15 protein-coding genes and 1 pseudogene are annotated in these 18,234 nt (G+C 41.1%); 4 read left to right on the top strand and 12 right to left on the bottom strand.

Going from position 1 to position 18,234, the window contains the following annotated elements; translation table 11 throughout:
- Nucleotides 1–3: 3 nt before the first annotated feature.
- From NON16_RS04785 to NON16_RS04755, 7 genes are all read right to left on the bottom strand, one after another.
- The gene (locus NON16_RS04785; protein WP_257347458.1) at nucleotides 4–963 is read right to left on the bottom strand and encodes an ABC transporter ATP-binding protein; all 960 of its coding nucleotides are present in this window, start codon (nucleotides 961–963) and stop codon (nucleotides 4–6) included.
- Nucleotides 963–1,979, bottom strand: a complete 1,017-nt coding sequence (locus NON16_RS04780) for an ABC transporter ATP-binding protein (RefSeq protein WP_257347457.1) — start codon at nucleotides 1,977–1,979, stop codon at nucleotides 963–965. Before NON16_RS04780 ends, NON16_RS04785 begins: the two co-directional genes overlap by 1 nt.
- Nucleotides 1,980–1,990: 11 nt before the next feature.
- Entirely contained in the window at nucleotides 1,991–2,935 is a 945-nt protein-coding gene (locus tag NON16_RS04775; protein WP_257347456.1) for an ABC transporter permease, read from the bottom strand.
- A gap of 2 nt (nucleotides 2,936–2,937) precedes the next feature.
- Nucleotides 2,938–3,864, bottom strand: coding sequence for an ABC transporter permease (locus tag NON16_RS04770; protein ID WP_257347455.1), 927 nt, complete (start codon nucleotides 3,862–3,864; stop codon nucleotides 2,938–2,940).
- 216 nt (nucleotides 3,865–4,080) lie between these two features.
- Complete coding sequence (locus NON16_RS04765; RefSeq protein ID WP_257347454.1) at nucleotides 4,081–4,929, bottom strand: M55 family metallopeptidase; 849 nt, start codon at nucleotides 4,927–4,929, stop codon at nucleotides 4,081–4,083.
- 16 nt (nucleotides 4,930–4,945) lie between these two features.
- Nucleotides 4,946–6,007, bottom strand: a complete 1,062-nt coding sequence (locus NON16_RS04760) for a M42 family metallopeptidase (protein WP_257347453.1) — start codon at nucleotides 6,005–6,007, stop codon at nucleotides 4,946–4,948.
- 60 nt (nucleotides 6,008–6,067) lie between these two features.
- Nucleotides 6,068–6,529 (bottom strand): Lrp/AsnC family transcriptional regulator, encoded by a 462-nt coding sequence (locus NON16_RS04755; RefSeq protein ID WP_257347452.1) that lies wholly within the window; start codon nucleotides 6,527–6,529, stop codon nucleotides 6,068–6,070.
- 200 nt (nucleotides 6,530–6,729) lie between these two features.
- On the opposite strand from NON16_RS04755, the gene NON16_RS04750 reads away from it, so the two are divergent.
- The 4 genes from NON16_RS04750 (at nucleotide 6,730) to NON16_RS04735 (ending at nucleotide 11,156) form a co-directional block, all read left to right on the top strand.
- On the top strand, nucleotides 6,730–7,881 hold the full coding sequence (locus NON16_RS04750) for an amidohydrolase (protein WP_257347451.1): 1,152 nt from the start codon (nucleotides 6,730–6,732) through the stop codon (nucleotides 7,879–7,881).
- Nucleotides 7,882–8,161: 280 nt separating this feature from the next.
- Nucleotides 8,162–9,124, top strand: a complete 963-nt coding sequence (locus tag NON16_RS04745) for a Bug family tripartite tricarboxylate transporter substrate binding protein (RefSeq protein ID WP_257347450.1) — start codon at nucleotides 8,162–8,164, stop codon at nucleotides 9,122–9,124.
- Nucleotides 9,125–9,169: 45 nt separating this feature from the next.
- Nucleotides 9,170–9,625, top strand: coding sequence for a tripartite tricarboxylate transporter TctB family protein (locus NON16_RS04740; RefSeq protein ID WP_257347449.1), 456 nt, complete (start codon nucleotides 9,170–9,172; stop codon nucleotides 9,623–9,625).
- Nucleotides 9,626–9,638: 13 nt separating this feature from the next.
- Nucleotides 9,639–11,156, top strand: a complete 1,518-nt coding sequence (locus tag NON16_RS04735) for a tripartite tricarboxylate transporter permease (protein ID WP_257347448.1) — start codon at nucleotides 9,639–9,641, stop codon at nucleotides 11,154–11,156.
- Nucleotides 11,157–11,545: 389 nt separating this feature from the next.
- On the opposite strand, the gene NON16_RS04730 is transcribed toward NON16_RS04735, so the two are convergent.
- The 5 genes and pseudogenes from NON16_RS04730 to NON16_RS04710 all read right to left on the bottom strand — a co-directional run bounded on the left by NON16_RS04730 (nucleotide 11,546) and on the right by NON16_RS04710 (nucleotide 18,080).
- The gene (locus tag NON16_RS04730; protein WP_257347447.1) at nucleotides 11,546–12,826 is read right to left on the bottom strand and encodes a metal-dependent hydrolase family protein; all 1,281 of its coding nucleotides are present in this window, start codon (nucleotides 12,824–12,826) and stop codon (nucleotides 11,546–11,548) included.
- A gap of 22 nt (nucleotides 12,827–12,848) precedes the next feature.
- On the bottom strand, nucleotides 12,849–14,084 hold the full coding sequence (locus NON16_RS04725; RefSeq protein ID WP_257347446.1) for a threonine synthase: 1,236 nt from the start codon (nucleotides 14,082–14,084) through the stop codon (nucleotides 12,849–12,851).
- A gap of 1,206 nt (nucleotides 14,085–15,290) precedes the next feature.
- Nucleotides 15,291–16,685, bottom strand: coding sequence for a glycosyltransferase family 2 protein (locus NON16_RS04720; protein ID WP_308216585.1), 1,395 nt, complete (start codon nucleotides 16,683–16,685; stop codon nucleotides 15,291–15,293).
- A 379-nt stretch (nucleotides 16,686–17,064) separates the two neighbouring features.
- Nucleotides 17,065–17,181 (bottom strand): annotated as a pseudogene (locus tag NON16_RS04715) (oxidoreductase); the annotation flags it as partial.
- Nucleotides 17,182–17,228: 47 nt separating this feature from the next.
- On the bottom strand, nucleotides 17,229–18,080 hold the full coding sequence (locus NON16_RS04710; protein WP_257347445.1) for an aldo/keto reductase: 852 nt from the start codon (nucleotides 18,078–18,080) through the stop codon (nucleotides 17,229–17,231).
- Nucleotides 18,081–18,234 lie beyond the last annotated feature (154 nt).

Raw genomic sequence — 18,234 nt, 5'->3', positions numbered from 1 at the left:
TTATTAAGAATTGTATAAATGGCAAGCGACCCAATGATTTTCTTTTGCTTCCAACCATTCTGGCGTTGCGTTCGCACAAATGTCCATCGCTTGTGGGCAGCGTGTACGGAAACGACAGCCTGAAGGAGGAGTAATCGGGCTCGGCGGATCTCCTGGTAAAACAATTCGTTCTCTTTGACCGACTTCTTTCGGATTTGGTATTGGAATTGCTGACATAAGTGCCTGGGTATAAGGATGAAGCGGCTCCTCGAATAAGGCATCACTTTCTGCCAGCTCCATCATGGTTCCAAGATACATCACACCAATACGATCACTGATATGCTTCACCATTCCAAGGTCATGGGCGATGAACAGGTAGGTCAATCCTTCGTCTTCCTTAAGGTCTTCCATCAAATTGACGATTTGTGCCTGTATCGATACATCAAGAGCTGATATTGGTTCATCGGCTACGATAAAGTCAGGTTGAACCGCAAGCGCTCTTGCAATTCCGATCCGTTGCCGCTGGCCACCACTGAACTCATGGGGATAGCGCTTCGCATGGTCTTGACTAAGCCCGACCTTTTCTAAGAGTTCAAATACTCTTTCCTTCCTTTCTTTCCCTTTTAAAAGACTGTGTGCATCGATACCTTCTGCGATAATATCAATGACACGCATTCTCGGATTCAGTGAGGCATGCGGATCTTGGAAGATCATTTGCATTGCTCTATTGAATTCCCTTGCTTCCTTCCCCCTTAGCGTGCTCATGTCTTTACCTTTGAAAATGATACGGCCATCAGTGGCGTTATGAAGGCCTACAACTGTTCGTCCAAGAGTAGATTTTCCACTTCCGCTTTCACCAACAAGACCGAGTGTTTCACCTTTTTTGATTGAAAAAGAAATGTCATCGACAGCTTTTAAAGATTTTTTGCCGCCTACTTTAAAGTATTTTTTGACCTTTTTAACTTCTAAAAGTGGCTCTGACATTATTCCGCCCTCCCCGCTGAAATTAGATCTTTGACCAATGGAGCTCTCGGATCATTCAACCAGCATCTAGCATGATGAGTTTCAGAGGTACGTTTCTTATCCGGCATTTCTTGCACACAAATTTCCATGGCATATTCACACCGTGCCGCAAATGGACATCCTGTTGGTGGGGCAAAAAGATCAGGAGGAGATCCTTGAATTGGGATCAACCGGTCTTTTTCACCGCTGCCGTATTTGGGTATTGAATTGAGCAATCCCCACGTATAAGGATGATCGGGATTTTCAAAGATTTCCTCTACTGTGCCGCTCTCAACAATTACTCCGGCATACATGACAGCTACTCTTTGGGCTACTTCTGCAACAACACCGAGGTCATGGGTGATAATCATGATCGACGTATCGAGGGACTTCTGCAGATCTTTTAACAAATCTAGTATTTGAGCTTGAATCGTTACGTCTAATGCTGTCGTTGGTTCGTCTGCAATAATCAGCTGTGGGTCACACGAAATCGCCATTGCAATTAAGACTCGTTGTCTCATACCCCCGCTTAACTCATGTGGATACTGGCTATAGCGCTGTTCTGGATTCGGGAGTCCGACCATCGCCAACAATTCAATCACACGAACCTTAATTTGGTTTTTGGCTATATCGGTATGTTTCTTTATCACTTCAGCAATTTGCTTTCCAACCATCATTGTCGGGTTGAGTGACGTCATTGGATCCTGAGAAATCAACCCGATTTTCGAACCTTTGATTGCTTGCATCTGCTTTTTCGGTAATCCTAATATCTCTTCCCCTTCGAACGTGACACTTCCACCTTTGATCCTGCTCACTTTTTTCGGAAGAAGCCCCATTATTGATTGGGCGGTCACACTCTTACCACAGCCACTCTCTCCTACAACTGCAAGGACTTCACCTTGATTGAGATAGAAATCGACTCCGCGGACAGCTTTCACTTCTCCACCATATGTTTTAAAGGAGACCTGTAAATCTTCGACCTCTAATAAACGACTCATTTTATCCCTCCTTAGTCCTTTGCCTGTGGATCAAGGGCATCCTGTAATCCATCACCGAATACGTTAAAGGCAAACATCGTAAGTGAAATCAAGAAACCTGGAAAGAACAATCTCCACCATTGTCCTGTTAAAATAACACCGAGTGCATCGTTGGCCATCGTACCCCAGCTTGCGATCGGAGCCTGTACACCTAAACCGATGAAGCTAAGGAAAGATTCGGCAAAAATTGCTTGTGGAATCGTGAACGTCAAATTAACGATGATGATTCCGATCATGTTTGGGAATAGATGGCGCCAAATAATTTTCCGGTGTGGTGTTCCAAGCTTCTGGGCGGCTGAGACATATTCCTGTTCTTTCAGTTGCAGGATTTGCCCTCTGACGATCCTAGCCATTCCTACCCAGCCGGTGATGGAAAGGGCGAGAATAATTGTCCATAAGCCGGGCTCCATGACAACGAGCAACAATATCACTACGAGAAGATATGGAATTCCGTATAAAATTTCGACGATCCGCATGAGGATACTATCAACTCGATCACCGATCTTCCCTCTACCAGCCATGTAACCGGAAATCCCTCCGACAAGGAGGCCTAAAATCAGATCAATAACGGCAGCGGCAACTCCGATCGTTAACGAAATCCTTGCCCCGTACCATGTTCTTGCCCACATGTCCCTCCCAAGTGCATCTGTTCCAAACCAATGATCACTGCTTGGCGGAAGGTTTCGCGTAGTTAAGCTTTGGTCAGAATAGCTATAAGAGACCATGTGGGGACCGAATATAGCAAAAAACGTGATGACAACTAGCAGAATCAACCCGAGAACCGCCAATTTGTTTTTTACAATTTTCAAAACCGTTTCTTTCCATTGGCTCAAACTTGGACGGACAAGCTCCTCTTGATTAAATCTGCTGCGATCAATGGGGCGAAATAAAACATTGTCATTGCTTCGTTCAATCATGCTCAATCCCCCTTGCTCGTTAATTTGATTCTTGGATCGACAATACGATAGGAGATGTCGACAAGGAATAATGTAATGATAAGGATCGTACTGAAAAAGATCGTCGTCCCTAAAATGACAGGGAAGTCTCGGTTGAAAATACTATCAACAAAATATTTACCGATTCCCGGAATCGCAAAGATTTTTTCAATTACGAAAGTTCCGGTTAATAGAAAGGCGGCAAGCGGACCGATAAATGAAATGACAGGGATCAGCGCATTACGTACGCCATGTTTGATGACGATTCCCGTCGTACTCAATCCTTTGGCATCTGCCGTTTTGATATAGTTTTGATTCATGACTTCGAGCATGCTTGAACGCATGAACCTGGCAACGATCGCTAAAGGTGCGGTCGCAAGTGCGAGTGATGGTAAAACCGTGTGAAGCCATGTCCCCCAGGAAGCTACAGGGAACAGCCCCCAATCTACTGCAAAATACTTGATGAGTAGTGGAGCGAGAATAAAGCTCGGTATTGAAATTCCGATGATTGCAAATGCCATTGAGAGGTAATCAATGATTCCGTTATGATTCAGAGCCGCTACGATTCCTAAAATCAGTCCGAAAATAAGAGCAATGACAAGAGATTGGATGCCTAGTAAAGCAGATGCAGGAAAACCATCCGCAATTAATGTGTTGACATCTCTCGTTTCTGATTGAATCGAGGGTCCTAAGTCAAGCATCACTAGATTTTTCAGATACAACAGATACTGGACGGGCAAAGGTTCGTCCAAATTATACTTTGCTCTCATATTCTCCAATACTTCCTCCGGGAGAACGTCAGCATCAGAGGCGAATGGGTCACCTGGTATTGAATGCATAATAATAAAGGTTAATGTAGTTATGACCCAAATGGTTACCAGCATTGTAAAAAATCGTTTGATGATATACAAATCTCTTCTCCCTCCTTTTAAAGAAAAGCGTAAGCGCCCTGTTCAGGTGTGATAAAGAAAACTTGGTAAGCGCCGAGTATAACGAATTGCCAAAGTTGCACTTATGCTTGAGAGTGCAAGCGCTGGAGATTCTGGAGCACAACACCCTTTTTGTGTTTGTGGAAGAATCGAAGCGACCTCGAACACCTGGGCGCTGAAGCTAGACAGACAGATCGACTAGGCATTCGCGTGGCCGAGTACTCCATTCGTTGCTGCCATTCCGATAATGACGACGCCCCACATATGCTTATAAGCTGTAACATGATCATCACATGTGAAACGAATCGTTTTTGGTCCGATAAGCTCTACAGATGGGATTGTCGTTGTCATCAACGCTTGCTGGGAACCTTTGAATTCAATATCAAATGTGATCGGTCCTTTAACTTTATAAGGCTTGAATTCATTTAAATGTCGGACAGCAGCTTCAGCCTTTTCTTCAATGATTTTTCGAGCACGTTTCGGCGGAATCAACTCAGCTGCAAAGCGGTCAATCCCATATTTGACAACGGCTGCTTCAACATCAGGTAATGTTTCTTTAACCTCAGTAACATAAGCATCATCACCTGAAATCAAAATCGTCGGTACGTCAAAGTCACCCGCTACACCAGCATTCATTTCTGTTTCTCCGACTACTTTTCCATTAATTTTCATCTCACCGACACAAATGCCAGCGAGCGTATGACTGATCGTCGTTCTTTCAGACCCAGCTTCTCTACCGTGATGACCAATGAACATGATGCCGTCAAATGTTTCATCCAACCCTTGGAGCTGACACATAACTCGATTGTTTCCTGAAACAAGACGTGCCCTTTCATCCAAATCCTCTATTAAAATATTGGACATATTGCCATGACCGTCTGCAACAACAACTTCCGTAGCACCACCTTTAAAGGCTCCCTCAACAGCAGCATTCACTTCTTGAGTCATAAGTTTTCGAAAACGTTGGTACTCATCGTTTTTCTTAAGCTGTACATTTGTTGCGACTCCTGAAATTCCTTCAATATCTGCTGAAATAAATATTTTCATCAGTTTCCTCTCCCTTTTAAAATTGGAATGTCGTTTCTTCCGTGCAATCTTTGACGAATTCAGAAAGCAATTGTTTTACAGCTTCTAGATCACGTAGATCGATCACTTCAACAGGTGAATGGGCATTTCGGGAAGGAATTGACAATACGCCTGTCGGGACACCTTTATTCGCAAGGGTGACTGCACCAGCATTCGTTCCGATCCCTGTGAAAATCTCCAGCTGATAAGCGATTTCGTGCATTTTTGCTAATTCGACTAGCTTATCCTTTACTGCCGGATGGGAAATTAAGCTGGCATCCATAATTTTGATACCAGCTCCGCCTCCGAGAGTGAGACTGCCATCCATCATATCTTCGGGTGTGTCGCTGACAGCAGTTGTATCAAGCGCGATGGCAATGTCAAACTCTAAATTGGCAAGCGCTACTTTTGCCCCACGCAAACCAACCTCTTCCTGAACTGCAAAAAGTGCAATCAATTCCCCTGAAAAATCACGGTCCTGAAGTTCTTCGAGAAGTTCGATTAATACTGCACAACCAGCCCGATCATCAAATGCCTTTCCGACGATTTTTCCGGTCTGTTCAGATCCTAGATGCTCGATGGTTGATGCCCAAGTAATCGAATCTCCAACTTCAATACCGAGTTCTGTGACTTCCTGTTGAGAAGTGGCTCCAACATCTATGTATAGCTGGCGATAATCTCTTACCTTGTCCGGTTTATCGAATTTTTTATAATGGGCAGATATCGTCCCGATCACACCCAAGCATGGTCCACTTTTACTTCGCACCATAACTTTTTGGGCAAGTAGAATCCTGTCATCATGTCCACCAAGCTTCTCGAATCGAACCAGGCCGTTTTCCTCAATCTTTTTAACGATAAAACCGACTTCATCGATATGTGCAGTTACTAAAACTTTTGGTCCAGGTTTGTTTCCCTTCAAAGAAACAGTTACATTCCCGATTGCATCTACATTTACCTGATCACTATACGATGAAGTTCTTTCCTTGATGTATGATGTAACAGGTTGTTCATAGCCACTTGGCCCTGAGAGATCTGTCAACTGCTTTAGGGTTTTAAACATTCTCCAACCTCCCTCCAAATCAGATTTTTCTGAATTTTATTGATAAAAAGCTAGCTCCGTTTAGATGAATTCAAATGTGTTTTTATAAATATCCATTTGGATGATGACATTCGTTGTCGTTATGTTTGGTATCCGATGAATGATTTTTATCGTTTCGCCCAACTCTTCATAATCCCTCATGTTCAACTGAGCGAGTAGCTGATATTCCCCTGATGTTGACGTGATGTAACGAATGAACGGAACCTTCTTCAATTCCTCGATGATTTGATCGATATGTTGTGGGGCGACCTTTAATTGAATGATGGCCGCAGCCTTTATCCCTAATGTGATCGGATTCACTACCCCTACAACTTCAATAATGTCGTTTTCAACCATATTGTTATAACGGGTACGAACCGTTTTTTCTGTCACATCTAGGTTATTTGCAATTTCAGCAAAGGACATCCGACCGTTCTTTGAGAGAAATTTTATGATCTTTTTGTCCAGATTATCGATCACCTCTTTGGTTATAAATGTCGTCATCTGAACTACCCCTTTCGATACAAATATCATTAAATAATTTCATAAATAGGACTAAAGTCTTTAATACATTACTATTTACAATACTAAATTTATACTTTACTATTAAAAAAAGTAATTTTAGAACAGTATAAATTTTCAGTATTCTTTTTGCAAGTGTTTTTCAAAAATAATGTTAAGAAATGTTGGAAGGAGTCGGAAAAGTGATACTCATTGAAAACGGAACCATTATTGTCGGGACAGGTGACGTCATTAAGGAAGGGAAAATTTTAATTAAAGAGGGAAAAATTGAAAAGATCGGATGTTCTTCAATAGAAAGCGAACATGTAACCACCGTCATTGATGCCGGTGGAAAAGTTGTCAGTCCTGGGTTGATTGATGTACATACACATTTGGGTGTACACGAGGAGGGTATTGGTACTGAGGGGCATGACTTCAACGAAACCAGTGATCCAATCACTCCGGAAGTAAGAGCAATCGATGGGATCAATCCACGAGAAAAGGGGTTTGAAGATGCAAGAAAAGCTGGTGTAACAACTGTTCAAGTACTCCCTGGAAGTGCAAATGTCATTGGAGGTGAAATGGTCACACTTAAAACCGTCGGAACGATTGTTGATGAAATGGTTATCCGACAACCTTCTGGTATGAAAGCTGCATTTGGTGAGAACCCCAAACGACTCCATGGAACAAAAGGAAAGGCACCTATCACTAGAATGGGAATTGCAGCCTTATTCCGAAAAGAAATGCGGAAAGCTCAGCAATACTTGGATAAAAAAGATCGCGGAAAAGAAGTTGATTTCGATCTAGGCTTAGAAAATTTATGTAAGGTACTAAGAAAGGAAGTTCCTTTACGGGCTCATGCTCACCGTTCCGATGACATTGTTACTCTAATCAGACTGGCTAAAGAGTTTAATATCGAAATTTCTATCGAACACTGTACGGAAGGACATCACATTGCAGATTATGTTGCAGAACACGGCTTTCACGCTTCAATTGGCCCTACGATGTCCACTAGGTCGAAAATAGAACTATCAGATAAAGGTTGGAACACACCAAAAGTACTAGCAGAAGCAGGGGTCCCTATTTCCATTACAACCGATCATCCAGTAGTTGGAATCGAATATCTGCTTTCCAGTGCAGCAACCGCTGTGAAATATGGACTTGATGAAAAAGAAGCATGGAAATCCATTACCTTAACAGCAGCAAGACATCTTGGAATAGATGATCGAGTCGGTTCATTAGAAGAAGGTAAAGACGCGGACATTGTTATTTGGAGCGGTGACCCATTTGATTTAAGAAATAGCGTTGAAACGACCTTCATTAATGGGGAGATTGTTTATAAGAAGGATGAGTGAATCAATTTCATAATGCCTAAAGTAAAAATTCGAATGGAAACAGGTTAACCTGTTTCCATTCGAATTTTTTTAGTCTTTCCCCTACCACTTTAAAACGGTGTCGTGATGGGGTTTCGGGTACCATGAAATTCAAGATGTTAGAAAATTTGCACTATACATGGACTTATCTGAATATTTTTTATATACTTAAACCTAACAAAAGGGAGTCAAAACAATAAAATGCTTAACAAATGTAGCTAAAAGGGTTGATTTCCTATCATTGTAAAAAGGGGGAGTATTAATGAAACAACTGAAGAAGAAATTGTTCCTAGTATTTGTACTACTCGTATCAAGCATTACGGCATTAGCTGGGTGTTCATCCTCTGGTGAATCAGCGGAGTACCCACAAAAGAATATCAAGCTTATAGTCCCATGGGGTGCAGGTGGTGATACGGATGTTATCAATCGAATCGCCGCTAAATATCTAGAGGACGAATTAGGCGCAAAAATTACCATTCAAAACATCGGCGGGGGTAGCGGAGCAATCGGTGCACAAGAAGCGATGGGGTACACCCTACTGGCAGGCCACGATTCAATTGGAATCTCGAAATTAATGGGGAAAGCCGATTTTGACTATTCTGCCTTCGAACCCGTCTCACTCCTCACATCTGCACCCCAATTGATTGCCACACATGTGGACAACCCTTGGGATAGTATGCAGGATGTGGTCGATCAGTTGAAAGATGATCCAGAATCGATTAGCTTTGGTGCATCAGTCGGTTCAACGTCTCACATTGTACCTTTAGGTATTCAGGATACGGCGGATGTAAAATTCAATATTGTCGGCTATAACGGTACAGCAAAACGTACCCAAGCATTACTAGGCCAGCATCTTGACTTTGGTGCGACAACCATTCCAGCGGCACAGGAATATATGAAGGCAAACCAGCTCAAGATTCTAGGAATTGCGACTGAAGAAAGAACGCCAGCTCTTCCAGATGTTCCAACGCTGAAAGAGCAAGGTATTGATTTTACAAATGCAACAAATCGAGGTATTTTCGCACCAGAAGGTACACCTGAAGAAATCATCAAAACCTTAAGTGATGCCATTGGGAAGGTTGCAGAAAATCCTGAATTCATCAAGGAAATGGAAGAAATGGGAGTAGAGGTAAAATATATGAATAACAAGGATTATTCGAAGCATCTTGAAAATGACGTTGACTATCTAGGTGGTTTGTTAGAACGTCAAGGCGTTACCGATTAATCCGCCCGATACAACGTGAAAATAAAACGAAATGGAGGGCTGTGTATGACGAAGGATCGTATTGCAGGAGTAGTGCTCCTCGTATTTTGCTTATTCTTTTATTACCAATCGAAGCTCATTGATATCAAGGATCTGACCGAGATCACAGCAGCATTTTTCCCGCGTCTTGTTTTAGTGCTGATTGCCATACTGGCCGTCGTATTGATCATTCAATCATTTTTAAAAAAGGAAAAGAAAAAAGAAGAGAAAAAGGAGAAAGAGGGTATTGTCTGGGTCATCTTTGCCCTCCTCGCTCTTTATATCCTTAGTCTAGATTTGCTGGGCTTCATTATTTCTTCCTTTATTTTTATTACGATTGTCTATCTAATCATTTTGCCTGAAAAAAGGCCTATTAAAAATCATGTGATCTCATTATCTAGTTTACTGGTGATCACCATTGTCCTTTCTCTTATTTTTCAAAATGTATTGAACGTCTTTTTACCAAAGGGAATCTTTTTCTAGGGAGGGTTGATGAATGGAAAACTTACTAATGAGTATTCAAGCAATTTTACAGTGGGATACTTTGCTGTTAATGGTAGTAGGTGTTATTGCTGGTATCATTTTTGGTTGTATCCCAGGTTTCACCATCACGATGGCCGTTGCGCTAACCCTTCCTTTTAGTTTAGGTTTAGGACCACTCGAGGGGATCTCCTTAATGATGGGAGTCTGGTTAGGCGGAGCATCAGGTGGGCTTATCTCTGCCTGCTTGCTCGGTATTCCTGGAACACCCTCTGCTATGGCGACAACCTTCGACGGCTACCCCATGGTAAAAAAGGGAGAACCCGGAAAAGCTCTAGCCATCGGGTTATGGTCCTCTTTTATTGGCTCGATCATTGGCGGTATCGTTCTTGTATTAGCCGCTCCACTCCTATCGACATGGGCGATCAAGTTCGGCGCTTGGGAATTTTTCAGCTTAATGGTCTTTGGATTAAGTGCCATTGCTAGTCTTGGTGAAGGAAATCTAATCAAAGGCTTACTTGCTGGCCTACTCGGTATGTTCATCGGAACGATTGGAACCGACCCTATGCTTGGTGTGGAACGTTTCACCTTCGGGTCTGTCGAGATGTTAAGTGGGTTTGCCTTTTTACCCGTCCTGATCGGGGTCTTCGCCTTTTCACAACTCCTATCTGAAGCGAAAAAAGGAAAAAAGGAAAAATTGGAGTTCAATCAAGATGTAAGCTTATCCTACCCGATCAGTAAAACCTTAAAGAATATGCTTTCATCTTGGGTAAATGTCATCCGCTCATCCTTTGTTGGAATCTTTATCGGAGCGTTACCAGGAGCTGGCTCCAGTATTGCCAATATTTTAAGCTATGATGTTGCAAAAAAGATGTCTAGGAATCCGAAAAAATTCGGGACAGGTACCCAAGATGGAATCATTGCCGCCGAATCCGCTAATAACTCATCAGAGGGAGGCGCCTTGATCCCAACACTTGCACTAGGAATTCCAGGTAGTGCCGTTACCGTGATGATGATGGGTGCACTTTTAGTTCACGGAATCCAACCAGGTCCGTACTTTTTCGTCTCTGAGCCTGTGCTCGCTTACGGCATCTTTCTTGCATTCTTTATTTCGGCGATTTTCATGCTCATCATCCAATCCTTTGGAATCAAATTCTTCCTAAAGATCAATGATGTCCCAATGCATTTCCTGATTCCAGTCGTCATTATTTTATGTGCACTAGGGAGCTTCGCCATTAACAACCGCGTCTTTGACATTTGGGTATTACTTCTGTTTGGTGTTGTCGGGTACTTGATGAAGCAGGCCAGCTTTTCATTAGCTGCCTTTGTACTCGGTGTTATCCTAGGGCCACTTACAGAGGAAAACCTAAGAATTGCGATCACTACAAACCCGGACCTAACGCTTTTCATTACTCGACCAATTTCCGGGGTGCTCTTGCTACTGACAGTTCTTTCGATTGTTTATGCAATTATTACAGATATTCGCCATAACAAACGGATGAATACTTCGAATACGATCGATCTAAACACATGATACCTCTTAGATGAATAATGTAAAAATTACTAGCAGATCACTTATTCGGAGTGATCTGCTTTTTGGTGATAGGCTTTTGACGTGACTTCTTCAAAGCAATAAACTGCAGGAGGAAGCCCTTTTTGCAGATCATTTTCTCGAAGGTGTAGATAAATAACTAATTGTTGAGTTCTTTAGTGGTTTTTGTAGATATTTTAAAATTTTTGTCGTTTGCACATCCATTTTTGCAGATAATTCATTGCGGATTGAAACCTTACCCTTTTGATGGGGGGCGATGAGTTCATTTCTATAATTGTAGTTCGTTTTCTTACGTTTCAGATCAATAATCAGGTAAAACAGAGAAGGAGCGGACCCGACATCTACTTTTATAGATGTTTTGGGTCAGCTTCTTAATGTTTTAGTATACCAACCAATGATTTACTTTCTTCCTTATTCAATAAATTCTTTTCAATCTTCCCATCTTTAATGACCGTTACAATATTAGTTGTGTCTTCAAGCGAACCGATATCCGCAATAGGATCCGTTTTGGTGATTACAATGTCAGCAAGTTTTCCCACTTCTACTGTGCCCAGACAATCCTCCCAACCAAGACACTGAGCAGCAACCTTCGTTGTTGCAACAATCGCTTCCATTGGAGTCATACCAATTTTACACATTAAATTCAGTTCACGGAGATTGGTTCCGTGTTCCATGACACCCGCGTCAGTTCCCATAGCAACTTTCACACCCGCCTTATACGCATTAGCAACACTCTCACGGTGAATATCAATGACTTCCCGTGATTTTCGGATGGCATGTTCCGGCATATCGTCACTGTTTTCGGCAGATTCCAACACAGAGATAGGAGCAAGCAACGTAGGAACCAGATAAGTACCATGTTTGAGCATAAGTTCAATAACTTCTTCATCTAAATAAATCCCGTGTTCAATGGAATGAATTCCTGCACGAACCGCATTTTTGACCCCTTCAGATCCTTGCGCATGTGCCATCACCTTTACCCCATTCCTGAAAGCTGCCTCTTGTACGATAATTTCTAATTCCTCTTGAGTGAATTGTGTATACTTCGGATGATCAGTCGGACTCGTAACGCCACCTGTTGCGTGAACTTTGATAATGTCGGCCCCTGCTCTTAATACTTCTCTTACCTTTTGGCGAACTTGTTCCGGTCCATCACAAATACCGTGTGGCATCCCAGGGTAACTAAACCTCGTCAAGTCGAATCCAGAACGCATCCAATTGTCACCATGTCCACCCGTAATCGTGAGGGGAACAACACTAATTTGCATACGTGGTCCAACGATTAGCCCTTGTTCTACAGCTTCTTTAACACCAACATCTGTGAATCCAGCATCCCTTACGGAAGTAACGCCAGCATCTATCGTACGTTTCATATATTCAATAGATTTATAGAACAAGAGGGAAAACGGAGTAGTAAGGGTTTTTTGTAGATTCATTTTCTCCATCATCATATGAACATGGGTGTCAATGAAACCTGGAAGTATGAAGCCATTTTGGGCATCAACAACCTCTACCTCAGCATTAGGCTGTTTGATTTCATCTATCTTTCCAACCGCCTCGATTCGATTGTCTTTTAATAGAACTGCAGCATCTAAAATTGGTTGTCCACCATTTCCATCAATCAATGTTCCGTTTTTAATAAGTGTATACATAGCTAACAACTCCGTTCATAAATTATTTTTTGGAAAGTGAATTAGTATTCTTTCTAATACGATCTCCTGGCTGTAAGATTGGGACTTCAACTTGAACGGTATCCGGATACTTGATACCGGCTCCAGTATTTAATGTAATTACCTTTTCACCGTCCTTAATCCAGCCCTTTTCCCTTAATTGACGGGCCGCGACAAAAGTAGATGCTCCTTCAGGACAAATAAATGCGCCTTCTATTGCAGCTATTTTCTGTTGCTCAGCCAGTAAAGATTGATCCTCAATCGCAATCGCACACCCTTCTGTTTTATAGATGGCATCAAGCACAAGGAAATCACCAAGTGCTTTAGGGACATTGATTCCAAAAGCAATGGTCGATGAATCAGGCCAAAATTCTGAAACGCTTTTTCCTTCTTCCCATGCTTTTACGATTGGTGCACATCCAGCCGCTTGAACGGCTACTAATCTAGGAAGGCGACCATTAATCCAGCCAAGGTATTGCAATTCAGTCAAAGCCTTATAGATTCCAATTAAACCTACACCACCACCTGTCGGGTACAGGATCACATCAGGCATCTCCCAGTTCAATTGTTCCGCGATCTCTAAACCCATCGTCTTTTTCCCTTCAATGCGATACGGTTCTTTTAAAGTAGAAGCATCATATAGGGAGAAGTCATTAACCGCTTGTCCAATAATCTTGCCTGCATCACTGATCAATCCATTGACCAAATAAAGATTCGAGCCGGATACCGCACACTCATTTCTGGTAATTTTCGGCGCATTTACAGGCATGACAATACTTGATTTGATACCTGCTCTTGCTGCATAAAGAGCCCACGAAGCACCTGCATTTCCGTTCGTAGGCATGGCTAGCTCTTCAATCCCCAATTCTTTTGCTTTTGATACGCCAACCGCTGCCCCGCGAGCTTTAAAGGAACCTGACGGTATGATTCCTTCATCCTTCATATAAAGGTTAGAGATCGACATGTCTTCACCGATTCGAGGCATGGCGATTAGCGGGGTCATCCCTTCTCCCAACGAGACGACATTTTCCTCGTGCTCAACTGGAAGGATTTCATGATACCTCCAAAGATTCGCTTCCCTCTTAGTTAAAAGTTCTGGAGTAAATTCCTTTTTTAATTCATCAAGATGATAGGCAACTAATAACGGGGAGCCACATTCACAGAGCTGTTGCTTTTCTCTTGCATCGTATTTCTGATTACATTTCGGGCAATGAAGATGGGAAACATAACTGAATTTCATAACGGAACAACCACCTCTTTTTTGACATAGGAATAAAATCATCCATTTTGATTTAGAGCATTATTCGGATAGTGTCGAGCACCGGGATTATTTAAATGAAAAACAACAAATAGATTGAGATAAACCGCATTCTATTCTTGTTAATAAAGTGAGTTATCTTTATATATAGAATATTGCAAACACATCTCATAAGTAAAGTAAGTTATCTTTTATAGTCATAAGAAGTACTATGAAAAAAGCGAAGTTGTGGAAATTTAGATGGGCCGTTTGCTTATAATCAACAGTCACTTCATAAACAACTGTTCAACACAAAAAAGCATGAGGTTCGATATTCCCCTCATGCTAACTTGTCCAATGAAATTACTAGTCTTTTAAAATTGCTACCTCCAAATCATACCGGTCCTTTAAGTTATGTAGAGCCTTTCCATATTGACTTTTACCAGTACTTTCTACTGTGGTGCTTATATCTCCCCATTGAAAAACGAAAAACTATATTGTGCCTTATTATCCCGTCTCCCGAACTTTTTAGTTGAATTATTCTCAGTTTGGCTGAATTCTAGATTTTCCGGCTGGATTATTCTCAGTTCGGCTGAATTCTAGGTTTCCCAGCTGGATTATTCTCGATACGGCCTAATTCCAGGTTTTCCAGCTAAATTATTCTCGATACGGCTAAATTCCTGGTTTTCCGGATGAATTATTCTCAATACGGCTGAATTCCTGGTTTTTCGGATGAATTATTCTCTGTACGGACGAATTCCTGGTTTTCCAGATGGATTATTCTCAGTTCGGCTGAATTCCTGGTTTTTCGAATGAATTTTTTTGAGAACAGCTGTCAAATCTGCCTGTTTTTCATTAAATATGGCCTTCTTACTCTTGAAGAAGAGTCATTACTACTTTTAACGCTAAATTGGACTTTGACAGGTCTCTAATATGTACAAATACCAAGCTGAAGCGCATTTTGCATCCATAGTAATCCACAGTTTAAGAATTTTATAGTTTCCCAAACAATAAAGGAAACTTGGCTAGCACCAAGCCTTAGCGCAGGTGATCGCGGTAGTTGTGCTTATACTATAGAAAGTATTTTTATACTTTCTTAACGTGAAATAAAACCCCGAAACCGAAAAATAATCGGTATCGAGAGCTTCATTTCATTTCGGCGAACGTTCTTCACCAGCTTCAATCAAACGTTTGTTTAATATGGTCCATTTATCTAGTACCCCAACCATTTTGCTTAAGCGTAGCTAACGCATATAGACGTAATGGGAAAAGCAATGTGACGTGTATTAATCCGTAAACCGGAGCTAACAAAAACATCAGAGGACTGCTCAAAATATAATAAACGTTTCTTGCGTATGCAGAAATAGCCATATAAAACAGATAATATACTCCTAGCAAATAGCCCATCACTGCAGATTTGAATATCACGCTGAAAATGATTGCAAATCCGAATAATAACCACAGTAGTAATTCTAAGACTACCCAAGCGAGTGTTCTTGGCTTTTTAAAGCCTATTTTCAAAGCAACTAAACTTTCTCTAAAAAATGATTTATTCCATCTAATCTGTTGCTTAATGAATTTTTTAACGGAAGAAGGAACATCCGTAATAACTTTTGAAGTGGATTGATAAACCGTTTTGCCTTTTAAGATTGCATAATTAGTCAGGCATCGATCATCACCAAATTGTACGGGCTCTCCTAAAAACATTTGATTTCTATAATGCTCGATATTATCTAAAATAACTTCTTTTCGATAAGCACTAAAACAACCACTACAAACTAAGATATTACCTGTTACTGACTGCGCTGATCTCTCAACTCTAAAGGCGTTATCATATCGCATATCGATCAGTTTCGTAAATAAATTCTCGTCCTTGTTCTTGGCATTCACATGACCTGTTGTAGCCATCACTTCGCTGTCGTTGAATGGTTTGACAAGCTCATGAATAGCATCAGGATATACATAAACATCGGAATCAATCGTCACTAGAATATCGCCGGTCGCTCTCTCAAATGCCCAAATTTGCGCGTGTCTTTTTCCCTGGTTTTTTTCTAAACGATGGACAGTAATCTTTGTAGCCACGTTTGAAAGGTCATTTTGAGGGGTCTCTGTTGTGGAGGCAGCGACTTCTCGTTTCATATCAAATTGTTCTTTGAGTTCGATAGCTGCATGATACCCCTTCAAGTCTTTACTTCCATCATCAACAATGAAAATCTCGTGTATTGGATATTCTTGATTAAGAACACTTTCAACTGTAGTAATAATGGCTTCCGGCTTTTCATTATAGGCAGGAATAATGACCGAAACCCTTTTGTTACCTACAGAATCTTTTACATAGGGTTTGTACCAAAACGATAAAACCATCTTCCCCAATAAGTATAAAACCATAATGCTACCGTAATAGCCTAAGTAAAGGCTGTAGTCACCTTTAATCGTTACATTAACGTACGACATAACCGCAACTAAAAACACAAATAAAGAAATGACAAGCGTTCTCTGTAAAACCGTCTTTCTTTTATGTGACTTATTTTTTCTTTCTCTATCATTACTAGATTTATCATCGGTTCTGGGCTGCAAACGTAATCCCCCTAACAAAATTTTCAAATGGTCAGACCTCCGACCTTTAAATCTTCAGGTTTCATAATCGTTCGGAGCCTAAGATGATTTTGAGGGGTTTGCAAGTAGCGTAAATTATCCACTGTCCTATTGTAAAAAATGACAATAAACAGATTCCATTGCTGAAATACTTTGACAACAGCACTTGCGACGCTATCAACGAACACTTAAAAAACATAAAAAGCCTCCTATACTACCTTTTACCAGTACAGGAGGTCTTCTTTATTTACAGAGAGTATCGAGGAAAGCCCATTTGTTCTCCAACTTTTACTTTATATTCTTTTGTAGACACTAGTGTTCGCCTCTTTCTTTAACCCTAATTATACCAATTTTTCAGGCTAAAGGCTAAAGTAGTCTAAATTTCCCACTCGCGATTTTTAGGGTCATTAATGGTTGTATGAAGTTCTGTATCTACCGTTCCTGGTGAAATAATGGTTGAGCGAATATTGTTAGCAAATTCTTCTTTACGCAGACCTTCAGAAATAGTACCTCCATAATATTTCAACCAGTTTTGTTGTCTAAGAACGAACATTAAATATCCAGTTTACGGGTACCGATCGATTTCACCATTTCAGTATCGTTATGTGAAAAGAACAAGCTCTCTTTCGTATCTAACATAGCAATCGTCTCCATATCTTCTTGACTTAATTTAAAGTCAAAGATGTTGAAGTTTTCAATTATTCTTTCTTTGTGAACAGACTTTGGAACCACAACTACTTCTCTTTGTGTTAACCAACGTAAGATCACCTGAGCAACAGATTTATTATACTTATTAGCTATAGATGCTAGAACCTCATTCCCGAACATGTTATTTCTTCCTTCAGCAAAAGGTCCCCATGACTCTATCTGTACATTGTGCTCTTTCATAAATTTAGCACTTTCTATTTGCTGGCAGAAAGGATGAGTTTCAACCTGGTTTACTGCGGGAGTTACTTCATTATGGATAATAAAATCAATCAGACGGTCCATCTGGAAGTTACTAACTCCGATCGCCCGGATTTTTCCCTCCCGATACAATTCCTCCATAGCACGCCAAGAACCGTATACATCGCCAAATGGCTGGTGAATTAAATACAAATCCAAATAATCCAACTGCAGTCTTTCCAGCGATTTTTCAAATGCTTTTTTTGTCTTCTCATACCCGGTATCCTGAACCCAGAGTTTTGTGGTAATAAACAATTCTTCTCTAGATAAACCGCTCCGCTTGATTGCTCTGCCAACTACTTCTTCATTAAGATAAGAGGCGGCTGTATCGATCAGACGATAGCCAGCCATAATCGCTTCATAAACTGCTTGTTCACATTCTTTTTCATCTTGAATTTGAAAAACACCAAAGCCTAGTATTGGCATTTCTACACCATTGTTCAACATTACTTTTTGCATATGAAATCCTCCTGTTTTTTCAATGTTGTTATATAAGGGATAGCATCTTCAGGTGCCGTGCCTTGAATTAATAAATAAACACGTTTTCCTGCTGATGGGGCATCTAAGGCGTCTGCACAACGGTTTATAGGAGTATATTTAAGACGCGAAAAAC

This window comes from Pseudalkalibacillus decolorationis (assembly GCF_024609785.1).
Taxonomy (GTDB): domain Bacteria; phylum Bacillota; class Bacilli; order Bacillales; family Fictibacillaceae; genus Pseudalkalibacillus; species Pseudalkalibacillus decolorationis.
The sequence above is the reverse complement of the archived record's forward strand: the minus strand, read 5'-3'. Positions and strand labels throughout refer to the sequence as shown.

Bases quoted from the DNA above. Each gene is read 5' to 3' on its own strand.
- NON16_RS04785 (WP_257347458.1), bottom strand. From the start codon at position 963: ATGTCAGAGCCACTTTTAGAAGTTAAAAAGGTCAAAAAATACTTTAAA.
- NON16_RS04780 (WP_257347457.1), bottom strand. From the start codon at position 1,979: ATGAGTCGTTTATTAGAGGTCGAAGATTTACAGGTCTCCTTTAAAACA.
- NON16_RS04775 (WP_257347456.1), bottom strand. From the start codon at position 2,935: ATGATTGAACGAAGCAATGACAATGTTTTATTTCGCCCCATTGATCGC.
- NON16_RS04765 (WP_257347454.1), bottom strand. From the start codon at position 4,929: ATGAAAATATTTATTTCAGCAGATATTGAAGGAATTTCAGGAGTCGCA.
- NON16_RS04760 (WP_257347453.1), bottom strand. From the start codon at position 6,007: ATGTTTAAAACCCTAAAGCAGTTGACAGATCTCTCAGGGCCAAGTGGC.
- NON16_RS04755 (WP_257347452.1), bottom strand. From the start codon at position 6,529: ATGACGACATTTATAACCAAAGAGGTGATCGATAATCTGGACAAAAAG.
- NON16_RS04745 (WP_257347450.1), top strand. From the start codon at position 8,162: ATGAAACAACTGAAGAAGAAATTGTTCCTAGTATTTGTACTACTCGTA.
- NON16_RS04740 (WP_257347449.1), top strand. From the start codon at position 9,170: ATGACGAAGGATCGTATTGCAGGAGTAGTGCTCCTCGTATTTTGCTTA.
- NON16_RS04735 (WP_257347448.1), top strand. From the start codon at position 9,639: ATGGAAAACTTACTAATGAGTATTCAAGCAATTTTACAGTGGGATACT.
- NON16_RS04730 (WP_257347447.1), bottom strand. From the start codon at position 12,826: ATGTATACACTTATTAAAAACGGAACATTGATTGATGGAAATGGTGGA.
- NON16_RS04725 (WP_257347446.1), bottom strand. From the start codon at position 14,084: ATGAAATTCAGTTATGTTTCCCATCTTCATTGCCCGAAATGTAATCAG.
- NON16_RS04710 (WP_257347445.1), bottom strand. From the start codon at position 18,080: ATGCAAAAAGTAATGTTGAACAATGGTGTAGAAATGCCAATACTAGGC.